General features: G+C 70.6%; 25 protein-coding genes. 8 read left to right on the forward strand and 17 right to left on the reverse strand.

The window, feature by feature from the left end:
• The first annotated feature begins 231 nt into the window (after window positions 1-231).
• The gene (locus ACFYW8_RS30520) at window positions 232-819 is read left to right on the forward strand and encodes a hypothetical protein (RefSeq protein ID WP_389083946.1); all 588 of its coding nucleotides are present in this window, start codon (window positions 232-234) and stop codon (window positions 817-819) included.
• Window positions 820-1025: 206 nt separating this feature from the next.
• Here the strand turns inward: ACFYW8_RS30520 and ACFYW8_RS30525 are convergent, their stop codons facing one another.
• From ACFYW8_RS30525 to ACFYW8_RS30535, 3 genes are all read right to left on the reverse strand, one after another.
• Complete coding sequence (locus ACFYW8_RS30525) at window positions 1026-1514, reverse strand: hypothetical protein (RefSeq protein ID WP_389083950.1); 489 nt, start codon at window positions 1512-1514, stop codon at window positions 1026-1028.
• A gap of 303 nt (window positions 1515-1817) precedes the next feature.
• Complete coding sequence (locus ACFYW8_RS30530) at window positions 1818-2828, reverse strand: ArsR/SmtB family transcription factor (RefSeq protein WP_389083955.1); 1011 nt, start codon at window positions 2826-2828, stop codon at window positions 1818-1820.
• A gap of 329 nt (window positions 2829-3157) precedes the next feature.
• Window positions 3158-3523 carry a peptidoglycan-binding protein gene (locus ACFYW8_RS30535; protein ID WP_389083958.1) on the reverse strand — a complete coding sequence of 122 codons (366 nt, stop codon included), beginning with the start codon at window positions 3521-3523 and terminating at the stop codon, window positions 3158-3160.
• 564 nt (window positions 3524-4087) lie between these two features.
• Here ACFYW8_RS30535 and ACFYW8_RS30540 point away from each other — a divergent pair.
• Both ACFYW8_RS30540 and ACFYW8_RS30545 read left to right on the forward strand, forming a co-directional pair.
• Window positions 4088-4537 carry a spore-associated protein gene (locus ACFYW8_RS30540; RefSeq protein ID WP_389083962.1) on the forward strand — a complete coding sequence of 150 codons (450 nt, stop codon included), beginning with the start codon at window positions 4088-4090 and terminating at the stop codon, window positions 4535-4537.
• Between the two features lie 374 nt (window positions 4538-4911).
• On the forward strand, window positions 4912-5430 hold the full coding sequence (locus tag ACFYW8_RS30545; protein ID WP_389083966.1) for an AAA family ATPase: 519 nt from the start codon (window positions 4912-4914) through the stop codon (window positions 5428-5430).
• Window positions 5431-5727: 297 nt separating this feature from the next.
• Here ACFYW8_RS30545 and ACFYW8_RS30550 read toward each other — a convergent pair whose 3' ends face one another.
• Window positions 5728-6162 carry a VOC family protein gene (locus ACFYW8_RS30550; RefSeq protein ID WP_389083971.1) on the reverse strand — a complete coding sequence of 145 codons (435 nt, stop codon included), beginning with the start codon at window positions 6160-6162 and terminating at the stop codon, window positions 5728-5730.
• Between the two features lie 254 nt (window positions 6163-6416).
• Complete coding sequence (locus ACFYW8_RS30555; RefSeq protein ID WP_389083975.1) at window positions 6417-6944, reverse strand: hypothetical protein; 528 nt, start codon at window positions 6942-6944, stop codon at window positions 6417-6419.
• Window positions 6945-7313: 369 nt separating this feature from the next.
• Between ACFYW8_RS30555 and ACFYW8_RS30560 the strand changes: the two genes are divergently transcribed.
• Entirely contained in the window at window positions 7314-8054 is a 741-nt protein-coding gene (locus tag ACFYW8_RS30560) for a MerR family transcriptional regulator (protein WP_389083977.1), read from the forward strand.
• Complete coding sequence (locus tag ACFYW8_RS30565; protein ID WP_389083982.1) at window positions 8051-8908, forward strand: hypothetical protein; 858 nt, start codon at window positions 8051-8053, stop codon at window positions 8906-8908. Before ACFYW8_RS30560 ends, ACFYW8_RS30565 begins: the two co-directional genes overlap by 4 nt.
• A 126-nt stretch (window positions 8909-9034) precedes the next feature.
• Here the strand turns inward: ACFYW8_RS30565 and ACFYW8_RS30570 are convergent, their stop codons facing one another.
• The 9 genes from ACFYW8_RS30570 to ACFYW8_RS30610 form a co-directional block, all read right to left on the reverse strand.
• Window positions 9035-9979 carry an aminoglycoside phosphotransferase family protein gene (locus ACFYW8_RS30570; protein ID WP_389083986.1) on the reverse strand — a complete coding sequence of 315 codons (945 nt, stop codon included), beginning with the start codon at window positions 9977-9979 and terminating at the stop codon, window positions 9035-9037.
• 154 nt (window positions 9980-10133) lie between these two features.
• The gene (locus ACFYW8_RS30575; protein WP_389083989.1) at window positions 10134-10907 is read right to left on the reverse strand and encodes a polysaccharide deacetylase family protein; all 774 of its coding nucleotides are present in this window, start codon (window positions 10905-10907) and stop codon (window positions 10134-10136) included.
• Between the two features lie 448 nt (window positions 10908-11355).
• A complete protein-coding gene (locus ACFYW8_RS30580; RefSeq protein ID WP_389083992.1) occupies window positions 11356-12411 on the reverse strand; it encodes a LacI family DNA-binding transcriptional regulator in 1056 nt (351 codons plus the stop codon).
• Window positions 12412-12676: 265 nt separating this feature from the next.
• A complete protein-coding gene (locus tag ACFYW8_RS30585) occupies window positions 12677-13306 on the reverse strand; it encodes a uridine kinase (RefSeq protein ID WP_389083996.1) in 630 nt (209 codons plus the stop codon).
• Between the two features lie 91 nt (window positions 13307-13397).
• Entirely contained in the window at window positions 13398-13913 is a 516-nt protein-coding gene (locus ACFYW8_RS30590; RefSeq protein ID WP_389084001.1) for a GNAT family N-acetyltransferase, read from the reverse strand.
• A 195-nt stretch (window positions 13914-14108) separates the two neighbouring features.
• Window positions 14109-14885: an ABC transporter permease gene (locus tag ACFYW8_RS30595; protein WP_389084006.1), complete on the reverse strand. Its 777-nt coding sequence runs from the start codon at window positions 14883-14885 to the stop codon at window positions 14109-14111.
• The gene (locus ACFYW8_RS30600; RefSeq protein ID WP_389084011.1) at window positions 14882-15877 is read right to left on the reverse strand and encodes an ATP-binding cassette domain-containing protein; all 996 of its coding nucleotides are present in this window, start codon (window positions 15875-15877) and stop codon (window positions 14882-14884) included. Before ACFYW8_RS30600 ends, ACFYW8_RS30595 begins: the two co-directional genes overlap by 4 nt.
• Before the next feature lie 34 nt (window positions 15878-15911).
• Window positions 15912-16577, reverse strand: a complete 666-nt coding sequence (locus ACFYW8_RS30605) for a DUF4097 family beta strand repeat-containing protein (protein ID WP_389084016.1) — start codon at window positions 16575-16577, stop codon at window positions 15912-15914.
• Window positions 16578-17355: 778 nt separating this feature from the next.
• The gene (locus ACFYW8_RS30610) at window positions 17356-18366 is read right to left on the reverse strand and encodes a sigma-70 family RNA polymerase sigma factor (RefSeq protein ID WP_389084021.1); all 1011 of its coding nucleotides are present in this window, start codon (window positions 18364-18366) and stop codon (window positions 17356-17358) included.
• A gap of 158 nt (window positions 18367-18524) precedes the next feature.
• Here ACFYW8_RS30610 and ACFYW8_RS30615 point away from each other — a divergent pair, with 158 nt between their 5' ends.
• Window positions 18525-19109: a dihydrofolate reductase family protein gene (locus ACFYW8_RS30615; RefSeq protein WP_389084025.1), complete on the forward strand. Its 585-nt coding sequence runs from the start codon at window positions 18525-18527 to the stop codon at window positions 19107-19109.
• A gap of 11 nt (window positions 19110-19120) precedes the next feature.
• Here the strand turns inward: ACFYW8_RS30615 and ACFYW8_RS30620 are convergent, their stop codons facing one another.
• From ACFYW8_RS30620 to ACFYW8_RS30630, 3 genes are all read right to left on the reverse strand, one after another.
• Window positions 19121-19681, reverse strand: a complete 561-nt coding sequence (locus ACFYW8_RS30620; RefSeq protein ID WP_389084029.1) for a hypothetical protein — start codon at window positions 19679-19681, stop codon at window positions 19121-19123.
• A 233-nt stretch (window positions 19682-19914) separates the two neighbouring features.
• Window positions 19915-20736: an alpha/beta fold hydrolase gene (locus ACFYW8_RS30625; RefSeq protein ID WP_389084034.1), complete on the reverse strand. Its 822-nt coding sequence runs from the start codon at window positions 20734-20736 to the stop codon at window positions 19915-19917.
• Between the two features lie 159 nt (window positions 20737-20895).
• Window positions 20896-21561 carry a DUF4097 family beta strand repeat-containing protein gene (locus ACFYW8_RS30630; protein ID WP_389084039.1) on the reverse strand — a complete coding sequence of 222 codons (666 nt, stop codon included), beginning with the start codon at window positions 21559-21561 and terminating at the stop codon, window positions 20896-20898.
• A 236-nt stretch (window positions 21562-21797) separates the two neighbouring features.
• Here ACFYW8_RS30630 and ACFYW8_RS30635 point away from each other — a divergent pair, with 236 nt between their 5' ends.
• Window positions 21798-22565, forward strand: coding sequence for a helix-turn-helix domain-containing protein (locus ACFYW8_RS30635; protein WP_389084043.1), 768 nt, complete (start codon window positions 21798-21800; stop codon window positions 22563-22565).
• Between the two features lie 111 nt (window positions 22566-22676).
• Entirely contained in the window at window positions 22677-24290 is a 1614-nt protein-coding gene (locus tag ACFYW8_RS30640; RefSeq protein ID WP_389084048.1) for a hypothetical protein, read from the forward strand.
• The last annotated feature ends 15 nt before the right edge of the window (window positions 24291-24305 follow it).

Raw genomic sequence — 24305 nt, forward strand, 5'->3', positions numbered from 1 at the left:
CGAACTGCAGACACTCCTCGCCACCTGGACCGGCGCCTGCCCCACCTGCCACCAAGACATACCCACACCCATACGAACCTGACCAAGCCCTACTAGTGGATCAGCACGGCCGTGGCAGCCGGCCGCCTCGGTGCGCGCAACACAGCCAGAGCCGCGCGTTCCGGGTATTTCCCGAGCACCGTGCGGGCACGTCATGGGACGCTTCGATCCGGTCTCGCAGGGGTGGAGCGCATGGGACTTGACTACAGCTACGAGATCTTTACGCCTGCCGAGAACGTTGCCCGCACGCTGGTCGAGCTCGCCGAGCTGGCGCCGCGAACCCAAGGAGTGCCGCCGCTTGCGCTCACCCTGCCCGGCGGTGACCAGGTCGTCCTCCCGTTCACCTCCAACTTCAAGAGCGAGCCGGTCGATTGCTCCACAAGCGGCATGCTCGAACTCGACACCTCGATCATGTCCGGCGTCGACGACGCGGTGCGCGAATTCTCCGACGTCCGGGACTCGGAACTCGATGAGTTCGGGAGAACCAAGATCGGTTACATCTATCTCACGGTCGAGTTCGCGCCGACGCAGCACCCTCGCCACGCGTCGCTGCAGTTCACCGCGGCCACGTCGAGGATGAGCCGGATGTTCGAGCGGTCCGCAGGCATCAGATCCGTGTTCACCGGCCTCACCGTCGCCGGCGGCGGAGTGTGCTGCTTGCTCGACACCGAGTGCGACACCTTGCAAATTTGCTGGCTGAACGGTCAGCCGATCCAGGAGACAGTTCCCGGCCCCCGCTTCGCGGGCTACCGTGACCTTGTGGCGACTTGGCCCGCTTGAGCCCGGTGACGAACCTGGAGCAGGCGCGCGAGCGGCCGGCAGGGCTCGTGGTCGGCCCACACCGGCGACGAGCCCACCCCCTTCGCTTATGGACCAAGTCGACACACCCCTGCGCAGCACGGCGCGAGTCGTACGGCGCGAGTCGACGGTATGAGTCGTACGGTGTGCGTCGCGCACTCAGGGATCCTCTCCCCCGACACGTCAGGTCAATAACCGCTGCGGCTGTCGTAGACCACGAGCGTCAGTTCTCTCACCGCAGTCCGGGCGCGCTGTTTGTCCAGGCCCTCGTCTATGACCTCCAGCGCGCCGGCTGCCGAGAGCCGAACAGCGCGGGGAAGGCCGTCGTAGGCGGCGAGCCGATACGCCAGGGTCCGGCGGGCCCTCTGTTCCCGCTCGCTCACCCCGCCAGGGATGACCGGAAACACCGCTGCCTCGTACAGCGCGACACCCATGACAACCACGTCCGCGATGCCCTCCGAGACCGCGTCGGCCTGGACGCCGGGGAGGGGATCCATCGCGATCCGGCTGTGGAAGAAACCCCCGAGCCCGACACCCATGGCCGTCGTGCCCGCTCCCACCGCAGCTCCCGCCCAGCCGCCGAAAGCGAAGCCGAAGCAGGCCCCGCCGGCCACCACGCACACCACCATCACCATGGTGAGCAACACGTGCATGCGGGTACCTGGCGAGACGTTCATGACGAGCAGTATGCAGACGCTCCCCGGCCACGCGTCAGCGACCCCGGGATCAGCCGACACCTGCCGACCGTCGCACCGGATCCCACCACCGCCGCGGAACACCCGGACGCGCTCCCACAAGGGCGGGCGAGGACGTCCGAACGGCTTGTGCGCGCGGGGCGGCATCCGGGACGGCGGCCCGGCTCCCACCGCTCGGTGGTCTCTTCGGCGTCGGCCGTCGGCGCGGCTTCACCGGCCGCAGGGCCCGGCCGGAGGCGGCGCCGGGCACCGGTCCCGCTCCCCGTGCAGGTGCCGCTCGGGCCGTCAACTGTTCCGCGCGGTGCTCAGGCGGTCCTGGTCGGGGAGGCGCAGGAGTGCCGCGCCGACCGGGGTCAGGGTGTGCAGGACGGTGTTCGCGTGCCGGTGGCTGGTGATGAGTCCCGAGTCGCGCAGGACCGTGGTGTGATGGCTGGCGCTGGCCGTGGACACCGACACGGCGCGGGCGATCTCGGAGTTGGTCGCCCCGTACGTCACCGTGCGCAGTATCGCGGCGCGGGTGCGTCCGAGCAATGCCGACAACGATGCCTCCGCCGGGCGGAGCTGAGGCGCCGGAGGGGACGGCTCCGGCGGATAGAGCAGGACGGGCGGCAGGTCCGGGTCGGCGAAGGAGACCGGCTTCTGCCAGCAGAAGTACGAGGGGATCAGGAGCAGTCCGCGGCCGCCCAGATACAGGTCCCGGTCCAGGCCTCCCCCGTACTCGGCCTCCAGGACGGGGGCCTTCCACCGCATGGCCGGCTTCAGTCCCTCGAGCAGGGCCTCGGCTCCGCCGTGCAGCAGATCGCGTCCTCGGCGGGCGCACTCGGCGTCGACGCGGGCCTGCATGCGGTCGGCGTAGGGGGCGATGACGGCGTTGTGGTACCTGCGCAGCACCGCGACGAGTTCCGTGCGTACGTCGTCCTCGGCCAGGCGGTACATGTCCGGCGGTACGTTCCTGACCTGGGCGAGCAGACCGATCTCGTGGCGGACCCTGGCCGGCGGGGTGCGGCGGATCGCGTCGAGCCCGTTGGCCAGCCCCTGACTCGCCTCGGCCGGGGTGAGGAAGTCGGGGAAGTAGTTCGCGCGGGGGAACAGCGGAAAGAGCAGTTTGCGCACCTCGGTGCTCAGTTGCTGTGTGGCGATGGCGTCGCGGGCGTCGCGGTACCAGCCGGCGTGGGCCCAACGTCCGAGTCGCGACTGTAAGCGGTGCAGGCTGGCGGTGATCTCCCACAAGGGGTCGGGTCTGGCGGCAAGCCGGGTTCGTGCGAGGTCCTCCGTGGTGAAGTGGATGCGCAGCACGGTCCCCCCGCGTGTCTTTCCCCGGTGCGGCCGACAATGCCGCGCCGCTCCCGTGAACGCAAGGCCCGGAACGGATCAACTCGGGTCGTACACGGCCCGGTCGACACCGTGGGCCGCTGCCGTCATCCCGGGATGAGGGGGCGACCTCCCGGCGTGTGGGGACATGCCGGTGAAGACCGTGCCGGGGCAGTCGGTGTCCGCCCAGTGGCGCCTGCCGCCGATGGCCGGCGCGCCGACCGGATCGCGGTCCTCCTGCCGGGGTGTCCGCGGCCGGCCTGCCCGCTCCCCGCACGGCGGAGGCGGGCGGCCGGTGGAACGGAAGGTCGCCGCTACAGGGCGCAGGCGGGCTTGGGAGTGTAGAGGCGGGACCACGTGCTGGGGCCCACGACGCCGTCGGCGCCGCCGGTGGTGCCGTTGCACGTCTGCACCCAGAACACGCCCCGCGCGGTCGCCTGGCCGTAGTCCCCGTCGACGTCGAGCCAGTCCGAGTACTTGCTGTAGAAGTCGATGAGGCACTGCACCTGCTTCACCGCACTGCTGTTGTCGCCGGGGTGGACCGTGGGCCGCGCGGAGTCTGCGATGTAGTTGCAGTTGCTCTCGGCGGCCGAGGCGTTCGCGGAGGGCGCGCCGACGAGCATGCCCGCGACGGCGAGCACGGCGGTGCTGCACAGAGCAGCTAAGCGATGGATGCGCATGACATCTCTCCCGAGGTGTGTGGTGTTCGTGACGAAAGCAAGCGTGCGTGTGAACACGACGACCGTCCACGAGATTCGACTGTGCCGAAAATTGGCAGCTCAGGCGTCATGGAGCGGGCGTGAGACGCCAATCGTCGGGCGGCCGTCAGGACGTGGGATCCCGGACGCCGCCAGACAGAACCGGTCCAGGCCGAACCGGGCGGGATCTCGGCCGGACGGTCCCCGCGGCGGTGGGGAGTCCCGCGGTGGAGCGGACGGAGTCCGGACACCGCCCGTACCGATGCATGGTCCAGCCGCCCTGCGAGGGGCGAGCGGCGCAGTGCTCGGGCCCGCGGCTCACCCGTGCGAGGGATCAGTCGTACCGGGAGGGCAACTGATCGGGAACTCCCCCGGCGATCCCGGCATGCGGACCGCCGCTTCGGGCCTCGCGCAACAGCGATCGGATCCCCCTGCGCCGCTGCCGCGCGGGCCGAACATATTTCGCGGACATTGCACAACCGTTCCGATGCCCCGAGGGTCACATAAGGCAGGAGCAACCATCTCCAAAGATCACAAGGGGGAAATATGAGGTTCAACCGTTCCGTTCTGACGGCGGCCGCCTTCGCCGCCCTGGCGGTGGGGGCCACGACCGCTCTGGCGGCGCCCGCCTCGGCCGCACCCAACACCACACCGCAGAAGGTCTGCGGAAGCGCCTACAAGACCGTGAACTCCGCGCCCGTCGGCTCACTGGGCACCGTCTACCTGACGTACAACTCCTCGAACGGCAAGAACTGCGTCGCGACCATCCGCCAGAACCCGGGCACCGCCGTGGACATGTCCACATGGATCTACGTCCCCGACACCGACGCGGGCGCCCAGGACTACGGGCGGTACACCTCGTACGCGGGGCCGGCCTACGTGTACGGCAAGGGCCACTGCGTCGACTGGGGCGGCCAGATCAGCAACGTGTACACCCAGGTGACCGGCTCCAACTGCGCCGCCTTCAAGGAGAACCGGGTCACCTTCACCCGCTGACCGCCGCTCCTCCCGGCCACCGCGCTCCCGCGCCGCCCTCTCCTCCGACCCGGGTACGGAGAGCCGAGGGTGATGGGGGGTGGGCCGTCGCCCACAGCCCGATGGCCGCGCGGGAACGCACTGGCCGACTCGCCCCGGCGGACTCACCGAGTTCTGCCGGGGCGGGCACCCGTCCAGGCCCGTGCCACAGGACCCGGGTCATGCCTTCGACAGGGGGACGCGGTCATTCCGGGCCCGGAGGCCAGCGGCCCCATTGCGGAACCGCGAAGAAGATGACCGGGGGCAGGAGGCGGCAGGGGCCGGAAAACAGGTCGGGGGCAGGAGGCGGCAGGGGCCGCAGAACAGGTCGCCGACCTCGTGGATAGAGTGCGCGAATGGAACGGATCTTGGTGGTGGGCGTCACCGGTGCGGGCAAGTCCACTCTCGCCCGAGCCGTGAGCAGCCGCCTCGGCCTGCCGTACCACGAGATGGACGCGGTGTACTTCAACGGGCCCGGCTGGGCCGTCAACGACAAGCTGACCGAGGACGTGTCGAGGCTCGCTGCCGGGCCTCGCTGGATCGTCGACTCGCTCGGCTATCCGGAGGTCCGCGATCTGCTGTGGACCCGGGCCGACACCGTGATCTGGCTGGACTACCCCCGGCGCGTCGTCATGCCCCGAGTCCTGCTCCGGTCCGTCCGGCGTACCGTCACGCGCGAGGTCATCTTCGGCGGCAACCGGGAGACCTGGAGAGAATGGCTGCGCCGGGACCACCCGGTCTGGTCGTCCTGGTCGCAACACGCGCCCCGGCACGACGAAGTCGAGCGCCGCGCCCTCGACCCCGCTTTCGCCCCGCTCGACACGCTCCGCTTCCGGCACTCGGACGAAACCGCGGCTTGGGTGGCGTCGCTCTGATCGCATCACCCGCGGGCTCCGCCCCGTGCTTCCCTCAGACCGCTCAGACCGCGTTGAGCGACCGCGGCGTCATCACTCTCACGGCCGCCGCGCCCCGGCCTCGCCCCTCCGTGGACCGCACGGTCCTGGACGGCGTGCGCGACCGGAGGCCGATCGACCTGCGCGCGCCTGGACAGTAGCGGGAGGATCCGGCGCTCCCGGGCTCCGGATCCCCCGGCCACGGCCCTCTGCATCCCGGCTGCCGGGGGACTCGTCCCGGCCTACGGGACACGGAACGAAGTGCACGTTCGCGGCCCTTCAGTCGAGACAGAACTCGTTGCCCTCGATGTCCTGCATCGGGATGCAGGACTCGTTGACGCCATCGGCACGCAGTGTTTGCACGTGTACGGCGCCGAGCGCGACCAGTCGTGCGCACTCGGCCTCGAGCGCCGCCAGGCGCTCCTCACCCACGAGCCCGGTGCCGACCCGTACGTCGAGATGAACCCGGTTCTTGACGACCTTGCCTTCGGGCACGCGCTGGAAGAAGAGTCGCGGGCCGGCACCTGAGGGATCCATGCAGACGAACGCCGCGCCCTGACGCTCAGTGGGCAGCGAATGATCGAAATCGCCCCATGTGGCAAACCCGTCCGGCGGCGGCGGTACGACGTACCCCAACACCTCGCACCAGAAGCGAGCGACGCGCTCAGGTTCTGCGCAGTCGAAGGTGACTTGGAACTGCTTGATCGACGCCATCGGTCCACCATAGTGGCGCGTGCGATCCACCCGGGACTCGGGGGCCTCGCCGCGCGGAGCGGCGTCGATGCGCCGAAGTCGGTTCCGCTGCAGCCGAGTTGACGGTAAGTCACTCAGGATGCCATTGACTCGATGCCCCTTGCGGGCGATGCGGTGCCGGCGGGACCACCCGCTGGAACCTCCCTTTCAACGCCCTCGCCGCGGCGCCCAAATGCCACCGCCGGCAACCAACTGAATGAAGGCTTACGGAAGGCTTACAGCTGGTCCCCCATGCTGGCTGGTTCCGGAGGATGCGGCCCGCCACCGTCCTTGCCGTCCTGCTCGCAGGTTCGTCCTTCGTAGGACTGGTCATTGGGGATCAACAGCATTCCGGCGACCTGCTCCGGGTGCTCGACGGCGAGCCAGTCGTCACCCGTGAGGTCACCGTCCGGCCCGAACGCATCGGACGAATAGACCGTGTGACACCCCACGGCCACGCGCTCCTTGTCGACCGCGCAGGCGTCCACCGCGGGGCCGGATCCCTCGTCGGCGCCGTCGAAGCGGAAGCGGAAGTGGACCTGGTCACCTTTGGAGGGCACCTGCGGGTGGGGCTCAAGGCGCCAGTCAACGATCTCGGCGGTAACGCCGAGAGGCCGCCCGGACGTGTCCTCGACCTGCACCCTGACACCGGCGTCACCGCGCGCCGCAGTCGTGTCGGTGCAGGCCCAGGGGGAAGAGCAGCCGGGCAGGGCGAGAATCACCAGAGCCAGCGACGCACCGGCAAGTACCCGTGCGGGGAACACTCAGGTGACCTCCATTCAGGGTGGAGCGGAGCAGTGCATCCCGGGGCATGGCAGCTGCGGGTGATGGCGACGAACGCCTGCGGCGGTGAATCCTCGCCTTCATCGCCATCGCCATCGCCATCGCCATCGCCATCGCCATCGCCATCGCCATTGCCATTGCCATCAGCCTCATCGACCACAGCCGACTCGCCAAGTGAAACAGAGCGGCGCTCCGGCGCCGGACTTCGCGGGCGGTGTCCTTGTCCGTGCTTTCTCGGGCGTTCCGCCCGAGGTTCGACCGTCGTGGCGGCCCGGACAAGCAGGGACGGCAGGGACGGCAGGAACGGCCGTACTTGACCTTGCCGCAGCGGCAGGGTTTCTACTGGCGGCATGCGCATCGGAGAGATCGCCGCGCTCGTCGGAGTCACCTCCCGGGCCGTGCGGCACTACCACCACATCGGTCTACTGCCTGAGCCTCTGCGGAGGGCCAACGGGTACCGCACCTACAGCCTTCGAGACGCCGTTCTGCTGGCCCGGATCCGGAGACTGACCGAGCTCGGGCTCACCCTGGACGAAGTGCGGGATGTCCTCATGGACGACGCCGGACGGGAACTGGCCGAGGTACTGGAGGAACTGGACGCCGACCTCGCGCGCCAGGAGCACGGGATTCAGCAGCGCCGGAGGGTGCTGGCAGGTCTTCTGGCGGGCCCGTTGACGCCGGACGCGCCCCTCTCCCCCGCCCTCGTCGAGTTCCTGAAGGCCGCGCCGGTCACCACATCGCCCGCCGCCGCCAAGGACCGCGAACACCTGGCTCTGCTGGAATCGACAGTCGGCGGAGATGCGGTCTACGCGGCTCTGCGGCCACTCGCGGAGGACCCTGCGGTGCTCCTGATGTACGAACGGCTGGACGAACTGGACGGAGCCGCAGCGGACGATCCACGGATCGCGGCGCTGGCCGCCGAGGTGGCCGCGGCCGTCCCGGACGAAGTACTGGCGGCGATCCCGCGCAGGGGCCCCGTGGTGACGGGCTTCGAACAGGCGCTGCTCGCCGACTACCCACCGGCCCAGGCCGAGGTGGTGCGCCGGGTGATGCGGGAACTGGCCGCTCGGGCGAACCGGAGGCCGTCATGAGAACGCGGACCGCGCGGGCGGCGGTGTGGCTGATCCTTCCCGCCGAGACGGCTCTCCTGACCTGTGCGGTGGCAGGCGTACGGATACCCGGAGCGATTCTCACGGGGGCCGAGGCGCTGGTGGTGACCGTGCTCGCGCTGGAGGCCGTGGTTCTGTGGCGGCTCTATGCCGCCCGGCGACGGACCGGCCTCGGCCGACGGGAGGCCGTGCGAAGGGCACTGCGTATTCTGGTCCCGGTCGTCGCGCGTCGACTCGTCGCGCACGAGCTCCAGGCCCTGCACAGCCTCGGGTTGTGGGTACTGCGCCGACGCCACCAGGTCCCCGACGGTGCGCTGGCCGTCGCGTACACCGCACCCCAGACGGCCATGATGTACGGGTTGCTCTTCGTCTCCGTCATCGAAACGACTCTGCTGGCACTGGTGATCCCATGGCCGCTCGTTCACGCGATCCTGCTCGTCGTGGACGGCTACGGAGTGGTGATCGTCCTCGCCCTGCACACGGCCTGCGTGGTCCGGCCGCACGTCGTGGGAGCCGACGGCTCGCTGCGCATACGGTACGGCGCCCTGTTCGACCTGCGGGTGCCGGCCGAGGTCATCGCCACCGCCCGGGTCGAGCGGCGCTACCCCGACGCGAGGCTGCTGCATCTGGGCGCGGACGGGATGCTCGACCTCGCGGTGGGAAGCCAGACCACAGTGACGGTAGAACTGACACAAGCGGTGGAGTTCGTGCGACCGCTCGGAGCGCGGGGCTTCGCCCGTACGCTGCGGTTTCACGCCGACGACCCGCGTGCCACGGTCACCGCGCTCACCCTGGCCCACACAGACCCGTCGCCGTGCCGGAACCGGCCGCTGTGAGCCGGACCCGAACTGTCTCCGGTCGGAAGTGACCCGCCGCCCCTGCGGCCCCTGCCGACCCTGCCGGCACCGAACGCGGGCTGCCTCGGCAGGGCCGTCCTCTCCCGTGGGCCGGGGCCGGAATGGTCAGGAGCCGAGCAGCGCTTGGGCGATGGCCGTCTGCTCGGCCTGGAGGGCGGCCGCGCCGTCCCCGATGTCCCAGAGGCAGTTCTGCAGAACGCGGCCGAGCGTCCAACCGGCGGCCCGCTCGCGGTCCAGGCCGACGACCTCCGTCATGAGGTGGAAGCGATGACGTACGGCCCGGGGCACGTCCGAGGCGCCGGTGACGTCGTCCCACCGGTTCCGCAGTGCGGGCAGCAGTTCGAAACCGGGGTCACCGGCAAGGGGCTTGGGGTCGATGGCGAGCCAGGGAGCCCGTCCCGGGACCTGCGAGTACCGCAGAGGGGCGAGAACGTTGCCGTAGTGCAGATCCCAGTGCAGAAGCCGGTCGCCCGGCTCGTCCAGCAGTTCCCTCATCGCTGCCGCGCACGTGGCCAGCAGCCGTCGCTCGGAGGGGTCCGCCAGAGAACGGGAGTACGTGGGAACCCGGTCGAGCATGGCCCGTGAGATGTCGGCCAGCAGCGGCAGGCCGGCGGGGGCCGGAGCGACGGCCAGGTGTGCGAGCAGCTCGGAAAGGTGCCTGAGAGCCGCGGTGCCGTCGGGGACCGTCTCAAGGGACCGGGCGGCATCGAGACGTTCCAGAAGCATGGCCCCGGAGTCCGGGACGCTGTCCAGCAGTCCGACCGCGTGGCGGGGGCCCCAGACGCGCAGCGCGAGCGGCTCGCCGCGCGTCTCCTCGTCGACAGGCTGGAGCTTGAGTACGGCGGGCGAGCCGTCCGTCCGGAGTACCGGCAGGACGAGTGCGACAGCCCCGTGCATGGGCGGCCCGTCCGGTCGCAGACTCCAGCGGTCCATGTACTCCTCGGCCAGCGCCGGCAGGGCAGCGGTCCAGGCTTGCCAGGCAACGCCGCTCCGCGCGGCGGCGAGGGCCGCCGGTACTCGGACGTTGGGCTGAGACCGGCTGAAGGCCACGACGCTCCCGGCCGGCGAGGGTGCTGGGATTCCAGCGTGCCTGCTCGCCACTGCGGGGAAGGGGACTCCGCGGCGAGGAGAGCACCGCAGGAGGGAACCACCGCCATGGCGACCGGCCGGACCCGAAGATCCTCGCCCCGGCCGGGACCGGGGCTCAGCGCACCGGGAAACCGAAGGAGTGGCCCTGTTCCTTCAGCCGAGGGAGGATCCGGCGCAGCGCCTCGACGGTCTGGGAGCGGTCGCCGCCCGCGTCGTGGAACAGGAGGGTGGGCCCGTTGGGCAGCTCCCGCTCGACTGTGGCGACGACGACGTCCGTGCCCGGCCGCTCGAAGTCCTTGGAGTCCACGTTCCAGCCCAGCGGGCGCATGCCCCGGGAGGCGGCCAGTTTGCGGCTGTAGGGGGTGAAGGCCCCGCCGGGCGCGCGGTAGTACATCGGCCGTACGCCCCCGGACGCCTGAGTGATCATGCGCTCGGCGTCGAGTATCTGCTGCGACTGGTAGGCCTGGGACTTGGTGTCCATGGTGGTGTCGTGCGACACCGAGTGGTCGCACAGCCGGTGCCCGGCAGCGACCACCTTCTTCACGAGGTCCGGGTGGGCCTGCGCCTGCGTCCCCACCATGCAGAACGTGGCCTTCACCCCGTACTCCCGCAGCACGTCGAGCACTTGAGGGGTCCACACGGGGTCGGGGCCGTCGTCGATGGTGATGTTGACGCCGTGTGCCCCCTTGTCCGAGGCGTGCACGATGGTCACCGCCACCGGTTTGACGCCACCACCGGGCGTGGCCGACGCGGCCGCCCGGGGCGACGCGCCGCCCACGGAACCGGCCTGCGCGGTCCACACCGAGGCACCGACGGACAACACCGTCACCCCGAGCGCTGCTCCGAGCACCTTGCCGTACCAGCCCCGCCCGCCGCCGTGCCGTGCCATGTCCGCCCCGCTTTCGCGCAGTTCCTCGCCAGTCCTTGGCCGTCTTGCGGCCACATGGCAGGACGAGGGGCGACGGTCACGGGATGCGCCTGTTACCGATCACGAACAATTCCGGGGGCGTTCACGGACAACTCGGCGGGCACCGGCCGGACCGGGCCGTGCCGGTCAGCCCGCCACCGTCTCCCCGGCACGGTGTGCCCACTGTTGTGGGCCGCCCCGGTGACGTCCTTCAACGGCCGCGGAGTTGAGGTCGGAACATGCCGTGATCGCCGTCGGGGCGGGCGTTGCCGGCCTCGTCCACGGCGACCCGTGTTTCGGCAACCGCGCCCGCCTGCTGCGCGGCGGCAACCGCCCGGCGGGCGACCGTTGCCACCTGCCCCTCGGACCGGCGGGCCCGTGCCCGGTCGGCGAGAGACGCGGCCCTCGCGCGCGGAAGGACAGCGGTTGCTCAGGCCGTTTCTCGCAGGACCAGGTGGGTTGGGGTGATGACCGGGTGAGGACGGTTGCCGGTCCGGCTGCCGGACGCCTCGTCTGCGCCCCGTATCCGTTGGAACAGCAGGCGCGCCATCAGGCGGCCCATCCCCTCGATGTCCTGGTGGACCGTCGTCAGCAGTGGTTCGCCCGTCTCCGCCAGGGGTGGCAGATCGTCGAAGCCGATGACCGCGACGTCGTCGGGCACGCCGCGCCCGTGCTCTCTCAGTGTGCGCAGCGCTCCGCGGGCCATCAGGTCCGATGCCGCGAAAACCGCGTCCAGGCCGGGGCCGCGCTCCAGCAGCTGCCTCATCGCGTCCGCCCCGCCCTGCAGGGTGAAGTCGCCCTCGGCGATCAGGTGGGGCGGGCCGTCGGGAAGTACGTCGCGGTATCCGTCGAGCCGGTCGATCGCGGCTGCCTGGTCGAGCGGGCCTGTGATGGTCGCGATGTGTGTGCGTCCCTGGGCGACCAGGTGGCGGACGGCTTCCGCGGCGCCGCCGCGGTTGTCGGCGTCGACGTAGGTGTACCGGTGCTCGTGGTGTTCCGGGCCGGGCAGTGGCCGCCCCCCGAAGACGGCGGGCAGGCCCATTCGGTCGACCGTCTCCGGAAGCGGGTCGTCCACGCGCAGCGAGAAGAGCAGTGCGCCGTCCACATGGCCGCCGCTCAGGAAGTTGCCCACCCGCGGGTAGTCGTCCGGCTCTTCGATGAGCAGGAGCACCAACTGTGCGCCGTGTTCGACGAGTTCCCGACGGATACCGCGCTGATGGCGGTCGAAGAACGGATCGACGAAGAGCCGGTTCTGGGGCTCGGTCACCACGACGGCGATCGCGTCGTTGCGCCGGGTGACCAGGCTTCGTGCGGCCTGGTTCGGTACGAATCCGAGCTCGGCCACCGCCCTGCGGACACGTTCGGCGACGGCTGGGCTCACCCGCGGCGAGCCGTTGATCACGCGGGACACGGTGGAGCGCGACGCCCCGGACTGCCGGGCGACGTCCTCCAGCGTGGGGCGTTGTCCCTGAGGACGCGTGGTCAACAGCACTCTCCGATCTTCGGTAGGCCCGGCAGGTCATGCCGGGCCTGCGGGTAACGTCGGACCTGCGGGTCATGTCGGGCCCGCGGGTCATGTCGGGCCCGCGGGTCATGCCGGGCCTGACAGCCGTCCTCGCAACCGGCAGGGAAGGCGAAGTCCACACCGGCCTTCTGCCACAGCTGCCGCACGGCATCGTCGGGAGGGCCGCCCGGAGCCGGCCGGACCGCGGCCGGCAGTCGGTCTTGTGTCCCTGAGCGCCGTCGTTCGGTCATGACAGCACCGCCCGGTGGAAGACCGGACCGTCGGCGCTCTCGGTGCCTGTGCCGTCCAGGACCAGATCGGCGTGGTGGTACGGGCGTTCCGCGTCCGTGTAGCGGTCCTCGGCGGGCATCCACTCGTCGACCCACTGGCTCTCGGCCGCGGCGCCGTCGCGCTCGAGACCGCGGCTCAGGCGCAGTTCGTGGGGTGCGTGGCAGTAGACGCGGTAGGTGTACAGGTCCCGCACACCGGCCCGGGTGCTGTAGACGCCCTCGATGACGAGGGGGATGCCGGCGGGGATGTCGTGCCACTCGGCGAGCCGGTCGCTCTCCCAGTCGTAGCGCTGGTAGCGGGCCGTTTCGCCGGCGAAGGCCGGTCGCAGCACCTGGCGTTCCAGCCGCTCCAGGTCGAAGTCCGCGCCGAGGCCGCCGGGTCGTTCGTCGGCGCTGGGGCGGTAGAAGTCGTCGACGTGGACGACGAGCGCGTCGGGCAGTCGCTCGGCGAGCAGTGCGGCGAGGGTGCTCTTGCCGGACGCCCCCGGACCGTCGACGCCGACCAGGATCCGGCGCCCGGTGCGGTCGCCACGAGCACGGATCTCCGCCGCGATCTCGTCCAGGTCGCAAGCTTTGCTCGTCTGCATGGTCATCCCTTCGTGAACGGCCGTGCGCTGGGGCCGGGGGCCCATGCGACGGCCGTCGGGGCCGGCCGTCCGGATGGTGCCGGCCAACGGGTCAGAGGTGGTTGAAGGGCGCGGCGTAGGCGAAGGTGCCGCGCAGGGTCGGCTCGTACGCGGAGAGGGTGCGTACCTGGAAATAGTCGCCGTAGTCGGGGTCCGGTGCGGTGATGCCGTAGCGCGTGCTGGGACGGAACCCGTAACGGCCGTAGTACGCCGGGCTGCCGAGCAGGGCGACCAGTGGTTCGCCGAGTGCGTCCGCCGCGCCGAGTGCGGTGTGGACGAGTGCCAGTCCGGCACCGCGGCGCTGGTGGTCGGGGTGCACGCTGAGCGGGCCGAGTGCCAGGACCGGGGCGGTGTCGACGTGCCCCCGAGTGCAGATCACATGCCCGACGACCTCGTCCCGCGCGTCCACCGCCACGAGCGACAGTTCGGGCAGCCATTCCTCGCAGTCGCGCAGTTCGTCCAGCAGGGTGGTCTCGGCGGGGACCAGGGTTCCCGGTCTGTTGAACGCGGCTGTGGTGAGGGCGCGTACGGCTGGAATGTCGGCGGGCGTTTCGCGTCGGATCAGCACCGGGACAGTCTGGGTGCCGAAGCGGCGCGGGTGCAAAGGAATTTGGCTCTGCCGAACGCCGGGTCGAGTCCTTCGCCCGGTCGGCGGTGGGGACGGCCGGCAGGACGGCGTGCTCCGACGAGGTGTCGGGGTACGCCGCCCTGGGGTGGGAGGGGTGTGCGGGCGGGGCCGCGTTGTCATGCCGGGCGGCCCTGGCTAGACGGGGTCGCGGTCGAACTGGGCCTTCGACCAGCGGTGGCCCAGGAGGCTCAGACCCAGGCACCAGGCGAGGGCGATCCACCAGTTGTTGCCGATCTCGGTGCCCAGGAGGAGTCCGCGCAGGGTTTCGATGGCGGGGGTGAAGGGCTGGTACTGGGCGATCGGCTGGAACCAGCCGGGCATGGAGTGCAGGGGGACGAAGGCGCTGGAGATGAGGGGCAGGAGGATCAGCGGCATGGCGTTGTTGCTGGCGGCCTCGGCGTTGGGGCTGCCCATGCCCATGCCGACCGCGATCCAGGTGACCGCGAGGGCGAAGAGCGCGAGCAGTCCGAACGCCGCCAGCCATTCCAGGGCGGTGGCGTCCGTGGAGCGGAAGCCCATGGCGACGCCGACGGCGCCGACGAGGACGACACTGATGACGGCCTGCAGCACGCTGCCGACGACGTGTCCGAAGAGCACGGATCCGCGGTGGATGGCCATCGTGCGGAAGCGGGCGATGATGCCCTCGTTCATGTCGGTGGCGACGGAGACGGCGGTGCCGACGACGGTGGAGCCGACGGTCATCAGCAGGATGCCGGGGACGATGTAGGCGATGTAGGCGGAGCGGCCCGCGCCGCCGCTCATGGTGCCGCCGAAGATGTAGACGAACAGCAGCAGGAGCATGACGGGGGTGAGCAGCAGGTTCAGGGTGAGCGAGGGGTAGCGGCGGGCGTGCAGGAGGTTGCGGCGCAGCATCGTGGACGAGTCGCGTACGGCGAGGGAGAGGGAGCTCATCGCAGGGCCTCCTTGGGCTGGTTGGGCCGGCTCGGCTGGTTGGGCTGGTTGGGCTGGTTGGGTACGGCGTTGCCGGTCAGGGCGAAGAAGACGTCGTCGAGGTCGGGGGTGTGCACGGTGAGTTCGTCGGCCTCGATGCCGGCGGTGTCCAGCCGGTCGAGGATGGCGCGCAGTTCGCGCTGACTGCCGTCGCTGGGGAGCTGCAGGGCGAGGGCCTCGTCGTCGCGGGATGCCTCGTTCAGCGAGGAGGCGGCCGACGCGTAGGCGTCCGGATCGGTGAAGCGGAGCCGCACATGCCCGCCGGGGATGAGCCGCTTCAGTTCCTCGGCGGTGCCTTCGGCGGCGATCTTGCCGTTGTTGAGGACGGCGATGCGGTCGGCGAGTTCGTCGGCCTCCTCCAGGTACTGCGTGGTGAGGAAGACCGTGGTGCCGCCGGTGACGAGTTCGCGGATGATCTGCCACATGTTGTGGCGGGAGCGGGGGTCCAGGCCGGTGGTCGGTTCGTCGAGGAAGATGATCCGCGGGCTGCCGACGAGCGTCATGGCGATGTCGAGGCGGCGCTTCATGCCGCCGGAGTAGGTGGAGGCGGGCTTCTTGGCGGCCTCGGTGAGGTCGAAGCGCTCCAGCAGTTCGGCGGTGACGCGCTGCCCCTCGGGCTTGGTGAGGTGGTGCAGGTCGGCCATGAGGAGCATGTTCTCCTCGCCGGTGATCAGGCCGTCGACGGCGGAGAACTGGCCGGTGACGCCGATCGCGGCTCGTGCGGCCTGCGCGTCGGTGGCCAGGTCGTGGCCGCCGACCTGGATCCGGCCGGAGCCGGGGCCGGGGCTGATGAGGGTGGAGAGGATCTTGACGGCGGTGGTCTTGCCGGCGCCGTTGGGGCCGAGCAGGGAGAAGACCGTTCCCGCGGGGACGGACAGGTCGATGCCGTCGAGGACGACCTTGTCTCCGTAGGACTTGCGCAACCCGTGCGCCGCGATGGCCGAGCTGGTCATGGAGGTTGTGCTCCTTCTGGGGCTGCCGGGACGGTCAGAGGCTGTGGGCGGTGATGTCGCCGTGGGCGGTGGTGGCGTGGATGGTCAGGGCGGGGGTGCCGCTGTTCTTGAGGGTGTTGCTGACCCGGCCGTAGGCGGTGCCTGCGTCCAGCACGGCGGAGACTCCGCGGGCGGCGCCGACGGTGATGTCGCCCATCTGAGTGCCCAGCGTGAGCGTGCCGCGCGTGGCCTCGGTGATGTGGATGCTGCCCTTCTGGGTGCTGATCTCGGCGGAGCCGTTCAGCCGGACGACCGTGACGTCGGCGTCGAGACCGGTGAGGCGGACAGCGTCGGCCTCGTCGAACGTGACCGGACCGTGGGCGCCGTCGAAGGCGACGTCGCCGAGGCGTCCCACGCCGCTGAGTTCGGCGGCGGCCGTCTTCGCCTCGATGCCGGAGCCGGCGGGCAGCTGGACGGTCACCTCCACGGACCCGGACGGGCCGAGGATCCCGGTCTTGGCCTTCGGGGCCTCGATGCGCAGGACGCCGTCGGCGTAGGCGGTCTTGATCTGTTCGGCCGCCTCCACGTCGCGGCTCCTGGAGGGATCGGCGGGCAGGATCTCGACAGTGGTGTCGGTACGGTCCTCGGCGATCAACCGGATGCGTCCGGCGGGGATGACCAGGACGGTCGAGACGGGGGCGGGGGTGTCGAACTTCTGCATCATGTCTCCTTCTCCGGCGTGGCGCGCCCTGTCGGCCCGCTCTTTCCGATGACAGAAACGCTACGTTGCATTCACCGATCCAGCAACAGAGTTGTTGCGCCGAGTCGCTATAACCGCAGGCAGTTGCTCGAAATTTGTTGCAACGACTCAACATTTAACGCAACACGCCCTCAGGCGATTCGTTGCAATGAACCGAAAGTGAACGCTATAGCCGACGCAGACACCACAGACTGCCGGCACACACGGTGACGCAGGCCATGACACAGGCCGTGACGTGGGCCGTGACGCAGGCCGTGACGTGGGGACACCGGCAGATCGCACCGCGACCGGGCCAAGCATCCCCCGCACCGACACCGCCAAACACGTGGAACACATCAACCTCAGCCGCCACACGCGATGTCATGCGCAACAGCCGCCCCACGGCTCCGGGTCGGCCTCGCCGACCACGCCGCCGACCGCCAAGACATCCCAACTCCCGCCCGCTCAGGCACACTTGCCGAAGGCGCATCTCCCGGACGTCACGCACGAGTTGACCGGACCGCGGGATCCGGGATCGGGATCCGGGATCCGGGATCCGGGATCGGGATCCGGGATCCGGGATCGGGATCCGGGATCGGGATCGGGATCCGGGATCGGGATCGGGATCCGGGATCGGGATCGGGATCCGGGATCGGGATCGGGATCGGGATCGGGATCGGGGATCGGGATCGGGATCGGGGATCGGGATCGGGGATCGGGATCATGCAGCGGTTCCCCATGGAGGAGCGCGACGATGCGGCTATCGGCTCGGGAGTGATCGGGGCAGCCCGAACCATGGGAGCACGCTGTTGTCGAATCGGGTCATGGCGCAGATCCGATCGCCGGTGAGAGTGAGGACGTAGAGGCCGACCCCGCGACTGATGCCGTTGGGATCACGCAGGTAGGCCCCGAATGCCGGCTGCCCGTTGGCTCGCGATGGGACGAGGTCGAACCTGCGGCCGGCGCCGAAGATGTCGCCGCAGAACCCGGCCACGACGTCTCGGCCCATGTATTCGAAGGGAATCGGCGGCATCGACACGAAGACGTCGTCGGTCAGGAGGGCCACCAGCGCACCCATGTCGGCCGACTCCCACGCATCGACGAACTTCGCCACGATCGCGTCCTCGGCGGGCGAGCCGGCGGCCGGAGGCGGTTCGCGGCCTGCGGCCGCAGGCAGCCGACGCTGCAGGCCTGCGCGCGCCCGTTTGAGTGCGCTGTTGACCGACTCGACGGTCGAGTCCAACATGCCGGCCACCTCGCTCGCCCGGAACCCCAGGACATCACGCAGGATGAGCACGGCGAGCTGGCGGGGCGGCAGGACCTGAAGGGCGGTCACGAAGGCCAGCGAGACGGATTCGGTCTGCTCGTAGCGGGCCTCAGGGCCGAGCGGCAGGTCGACACCCTCCAGGAGGGCACCGGGAAACGGCTGCAGCCACACGACCTCGCCGAGCCGGGTCGGCTCGGGCCATTCGTCCCTCACGTCCACGCCCCACTCCTTGGCCGGGCGCCGACTGGCCGCGCGCCGCTCGTCGAGGCACCGGTGGGTGGCGATCCGGTAGAGCCAGGTGCGCAGCGAGGCGCGTCCCTCGAACCCGCCGAGGCTCTGCCAGGCGGCCAGCAGCGTGTTCTGGAGGGCGTCCTCGGCGTCCTCGAAGGATCCGAGCATGCGATAGCAGTGCACCTGCAGCTCTCGAAGGTACGGCTCGGTCAGTTCCCGGAACGCCTGCCCGTCCCCGGCTCGCGCCTTCGCCATCAGATCGGCTGCCGCCATCCTCACCGCCACCTTCTTCCCGCGTCGCGCCGCACTTCCATCCTGTACAGGCGTCGGCCGGGGGGCGAACCGGGCGGTCGGCGGGCGCCCGGTTTCCGCGCGCCGCGGCGCCTGTACCTACGTGGCCGACGACGGCGCCGGCACGAAGGAGGATCGCCATGGGAAAGATCGTGATGAGCGGGCCGCAGAACGTCTCGCTCGATGGAGTGGTCCAGGACCCGGACGGGGCGGAGGGCTTCGAACTGGGCGGCTGGTTCGTGCAGTTCGGGGGCAGGGATCTCGAACACTGGAACAAGGTCGCGCTCGAGGAGGCGCTGCGCGCCGAGGCATGGCTGCTGGGTCGCACCAGCTACGAGTTCTTCGGGGTGCGGTGGCAGCCCCGCAGCGGCGAGCTCGCGGACCGGTTGAACAGCATGCCCAAGTACGTCGTGTCCTCGACCCTCGAAGAACCCGGCTGGAACAACTCGACGGTTCTGAGGGGCGACGTGGTGACCGAGGTCTCGAAGCTGAAGCAGGAACTGGACGGAGAGATCGTCGTCCCTGCCAGCTACCGGCTCGGCCGTACGCTGATCGAGCACGACCTCGTCGACGAGGTACGGCTGGTCGTCTTCCCGGTCGTGCTCGGGGCCGGCGAACGGTTCTTCGGCGAGACCGGCGGCAAGAAAGCGATGCGCCTGGTCGACACCAGGACCATCGGCGACGGCCTGGTCTTCCTCACCTACCAGTTCGTCCCAAACGCCTAGCGGTCGAGCGGTCAGGCGGCGCGGCAGAGCGCCGCCGGGCCGGCGGGTGCCGTGGACCGGGCCACGGTCGTGGCGCGAGCCGGTGCCGTGGCGCGAGGCGCCGTCACGGGTACGGGAGGAGCGGTGCGGACGGTGGCCGCGTCCTGCGCGTGGTTGCGTGCGAAGACGACGAGGCGGAGCACCGCGAACCGCGCGACACCGGCGAGTGCGGAGGCGGACAGGTAGACGACCTGCTCGCGCACCGCTCCGGGTGCCGCCACCAGTTGCCGCAGGCCGAACATCGCCACGCAGGTCACCGCATACGTGGCCGCCGCGGACCCGGCCGACTGCACATGCTGGCCCCAGGTCGCGCGCCCGCCCGCGCCGAAGGTGAAGCGGGCGTGCAGTTCGGTGGCGAGGAGAGTGGAGGCCACGGTGATCAGGGCGTTGGCCAGGCCCCAGGGAATCCAGCGGGCGAGGGCCGCCACGGCGAAGCTGGAGGCGAGCCCCACTCCCCCGCCGCAGAGCACGAAGCGGGCGAAGGCGGCGCAGGCGCCGGGTGCCGCCTGCTGCCGGATCCGTACTGTTTCCATGACCCCACCCCTTTGACTGTTCGCTTCGCGAAACGCGCACCCGCTTGCCCCACGGGCGCGCGAGCGGCACGGCACCCCACACCCCGGGGCAGACACTCCGACCCGACAGTCACCCGCCCGATGATCCGCGCCTTCATCAAGCCGGACGGCAGTCCGGCGCACGGCCGCCCTCAGGCGGGGGCCTCGTCGTAGCGGGTGCCGGGAGTCCTGCTATCGGTCCGCCGGTCGCGTCTTCAGCGCTTGCCGCGATCGTGGGCGGCGGCCTCGCGCACGGCCTCGGCGACGGCCGCGAAGTCCTTCTTCAGGATCGAGTCGTGGTTGCTGGCGACCTTCGCGCTGATGCGGATGTTCGGGTTGCGGGCGGTCACCGCATCGAGGCCGGCGCGGATCCGTTCCTGCTCATCGCCCTTGCTTCCGAGGGAGGCCCCCGAGGCGACCACGTACCGCGCCGGGACGGTGATGCCGTCCAGCACGGGGCCCAGCTCGCGCTCGCGGGCGAGCCTGCCGAGTTCGATGTTGGTGTTCGCCATCTGTTCGGCACTCATCCGCGGGGTCAGGCCCGTCGGGCGCAGCAGCGGCACGAACCAGCCCATCCGCCGGAACAGTTTCCGGATCCGCTTCTCCATGGCCTCGTCCAGCCAGTCGTAGGGCTGCGCGCCCTCCACCAGGACCGCGCCCAGGGCGCGCCCGGGGTTGCGGCCGGCCCAGTGTGCCGCGACGAACGCCCCGTACGACCAGCCCGCCACCAGGGCCCGGTCCACGCCCCTGGCCGCGAGGACGGCATCGACGTCCCTGACGGCGGCCTCGAAGGAGTAGTCCGCCGATCGCTTCGATTTGCCGCGGGCCCGCTCGTCGTAGGTGATGTGCCGCCATTCCGGGCCGAGTTCGGCGATGACCCGACGCCAGTACCCCTGGGTCGCGAACTGGCCGTTGAGGTAGACGACGGGTATACCGGGACCGCCGGTGTCGGTGACGGCCAGGGCCGTGTCGTCGACCGGCACCATGCCGGTCCACGTCGAAGTCGAACCGGTCGAAGGAGTGCTGTTCTTCTTCATGGGTTTTCCTCTGTCGCGTCGGACGGCTTGGTCTTGTACGGCTTCTCCAGGTCCTGTTCGTGGATCGCAGGACCCTCGGGAGGGGCGGCCGGGCCGCTTGGCGGCGACCGGCAGGTTCTCGGTCGCGACGGGCCCGGCCGGGCAGTCCCGGTTCCTGATTCAGAGGCTGCGGGCGGTGATGTCGCCGCGGGAGGTGGTGGCGCGGATGTCGAGTCCGGCGGTGCCGTCGTTCTTGAGGGCGTTGCTGACGCGGCCGTAGTCGCTGCCGGCGTCCAGGGAGGCCGAGACGCCGGGGGCGGCCGCGATGGAAATGTCGCCGGACCGGGTACGGAGCACGACCGTGCCGCGCACGGCCTCGGTGATGCGGATGTCGCCCCGTGCGGTGCTGATCTCCGCGGGGCCACCCAGCCGGCCGACCTCGACGTCACCGTCGGTCGCGGTGAGGCGGACGCTCGCCGCCTCGTCGATCTTGATCCGACGGTACGCGCCGTCGAAGGCGACATCGCCGAGGCGTCCGACGCCGCGGAGTTCGGCGCTGGCGGCCTTGCCCTCGACGCGGGAGCCGGAGGGCAGCTGAACGGTGATCTCCAGCGATCCGGAGGCGCCGAAGAGCTGGCTGCCCGGGGCCGGGGCCGCGATCCGCAGGACGCCGTCGGCGTACGTGACCGTGGTCTGCTCGGCGGTCTTGGTGTCGCGGCTCCTGGAGGGGTTGGCGGGCAGGACCTCGACGGTGGTGTCGGCGCGGTCCGCGGCGATGAACTGGACGCGCCCGGCGGGGAAGTCCAGGACGGCGGAGATCGGGGCGGGGGTGTCGAACTTCTGCATCGCGTTCTCCCGTGCTCACTCGTTGTTTCTGACAATGGAAACGCTACGTTGCTTTCCATAACCAGGCAACGTATTCGTTGCACAGAATAGACATCTCTGCAGTTCAGAGCCTATAAATTGTTGCAACGGTCTTGGAAGTAACGCAACACTCATCCCTCCGGCCATTGCAATGGATGAGGAGTGAACGCTATAGTGGAGGGGTCAGGGACGCCACGAGGATCACCGAGGAGACCGCGATGCCGGGAGGCAGACTCACCCAGCAGGAACGCCAGCAGATCGCGCTGGGACTGGCCGACAGCCTCCCCTACGCCGAGATCGCCCGAAGCCTCGACCGCCCGACCTCGACGATCACGCGCGAGGTGATGCGCAACGGCGGCCCCACCGCCTACCGCGCCGACCTGGCCCATCGCGCCACCGAACGCCGTGCCCACCGGCGCCGGGCCGCCCCCTCCCGGGGGCCGGAGTCGGCCCCCCAGCCGCACGGACGCGACGCCGAGGCCGTGGCCGAGTACGAGGAGACGTTCACCACCGTCCTCATGTCCTCGGGCCTGCCCAAGATGACGGCCCGGGTGCTGACCTGCCTGTTCACCGCCGACGCGGGCAGCCTCACCGCGTCCCAGCTCGCTCAGCGTCTCCAGGTCAGCCCGGCCTCCATCTCCAAGGCCATCACGTTCCTGGAGAGCCAGAGCCTCGTCCGCCGGGAACGCGACGAGGGCCGCCGCGACCGCTATGTCGTCGACGACGAACTCTTCTACCAGGCGACGATCGCCAGTGCCCGGGCCAACGACGAACTCGTCAAAACCGCACGACAGGGCGTCGCCGTCCTCGGCCGTGACACCCCCGCCGCCACCCGGCTGGAGAACATCGCCCGCTTCCTCGACTTCATCAGCGAAAGCATCACCCGCGCCGCCGAACAGGCCCGCGAAGTCCTCCACACCAGACCGGAACCAGCCTCGGACGACACCGCCCAGCCAGACCCGGACCACGGACAGCCGACCGTCTGAGACGCCGGAATCCCCGCCCGGGGAAATCGCTCGCGCTGCCCGTGGGTTGAGGAGGATCCTCAGGTCCGGGCCGCGCGAGCAGCCGGCCCGCTGAACCGGAAGGGGAATGTCGTGGCCCGCGGCATCGTACGGAACCTACTGCCGCGACTCCGCGGCCGGGGCGACGCTCCCCGCGTCCCGGCGCACCCGCACGACGACCGCCTCCCCGTTCGGCCGACCGCACAGCAACTCCGCGACGCCACAGCCGTCGTCGAGTCCCGGCATGGCCGCAACGCCGATGAACTGGCCGCTCTGCTGCTCGCCGTCGACCGCGACGGTGACCCCGGATTGGTTGCCGGAACCGAACAGTTCCTGCTGCGGGCACAGCCCCGTGTGTGGCTCATGCTCGATGTGGCGACACGCCGTACGTGGCCGCGGGCTCCGCGCTGGTCGGAGGTCGCGGTGCGGCGCCTGTCGCGGGGCGAGTCCTCCCCTCTGGGACTCACGGTCGCCGCGTTCCACCCCGACGGCCATGTCCGTGAGGCCGCCGTTGCCCAACTGGCCGGACTCCACGGGACCCTGGCGCTGCCTGTGCTGACGCTGCGGGCCTCCGACTGGGTGCCGCAGGTCCGTGACCGTGCCCGGTCGGCGCTGGAGCGCCACCTCGCCGAGCCCTCCGCCGCGGTGCTGGTCGCGGCGGTCGCCCTGGCCGTGGCCCTGGGAGAACGGCGTGAGGGCCGCTGGCTGGCCGACCGCGTCGACACCGTGTTCCGGGAAGGTCCGGTCGAGTTGCTGACCGGCGCCCTTGCCGTCCCGGACCGGCACACCCGCCGCGCCGCACACCTGACCGCGCTCGCCGCCGGCCGGCTCGACCTGGCGCACATGCTGCACGCCGCCGAACACGACGACGACCTGCTGACCCGGATCCGGTGCGCCGAAGCCGCGGTGAGGACCGCGGCCGCGGCCAACACCGTCGACCTCGTCCGTCCCCTGCTGTCCAGTGGCACCGCGGTGATCCGCGCGGAAGCGGTCCATGCGTTGGCGCGAGAGGGCGACATCACCCCCGCCGTCGCCGCGCTCACCGACCGCAACCCGATCGTGCGGTCGGTCGCTCAGGCCGCGCTGCGCCGCGCCGGGTCCGACCCGGCGGAGCAATACCGGCGTCTCGTCATGACTTCGTTCCCCGAGCCGGGAGCCATCGCCGGCCTCGGTGAGACCGGGACCGCTGACGACGCCGGCCTCGTCCCGTCCTGGCTCGATCACCCGCGGTCCCGAGGCCGGGCGGAAACCGTGCGTACGCTTCGCCGCCTCGGCGCAGCCCACCCGGACACCCTCTCCGCCCTGCTCACCGACTCGTCCGGCGCGGTCACCCGGCAGGTCGCCATCGCTCTGCGGCCCTGGGCGTCCCGCCTCGACCTCCCTCTTCTGCGGGAACTCCTCTCCGCGAGCAACCCGCAGCACATCCGCATGGCCGCCTACCGGCTGCTGCACGAACGCGACACCTGGACCCGGCTGCTCATCGACCTCGAACTCGTCGCCGACCCGTCACCCTTGATGCGAGGCCGCGCCCGGAGCGACATCGCGGCCTGGCTCACCCGCGAAGCCGCCACTACGTACTCGACGCCTCAGGGCCGTACCGCCGACACGCTCACCAGACACCTGCGCGACGCCGAAGAGGCGCTCGGCCCGGACCAGGTGCGCCTGCTGCGCTTTCACCTCGGGCTCGAACCGCCATCAACCGCGTGAGCCCAGGACGGGCTT

The sequence above is a fragment of the Streptomyces sp. NPDC002742 genome (assembly GCF_042888885.1).
Classification (GTDB): Bacteria; Actinomycetota; Actinomycetes; order Streptomycetales; family Streptomycetaceae; genus Streptomyces.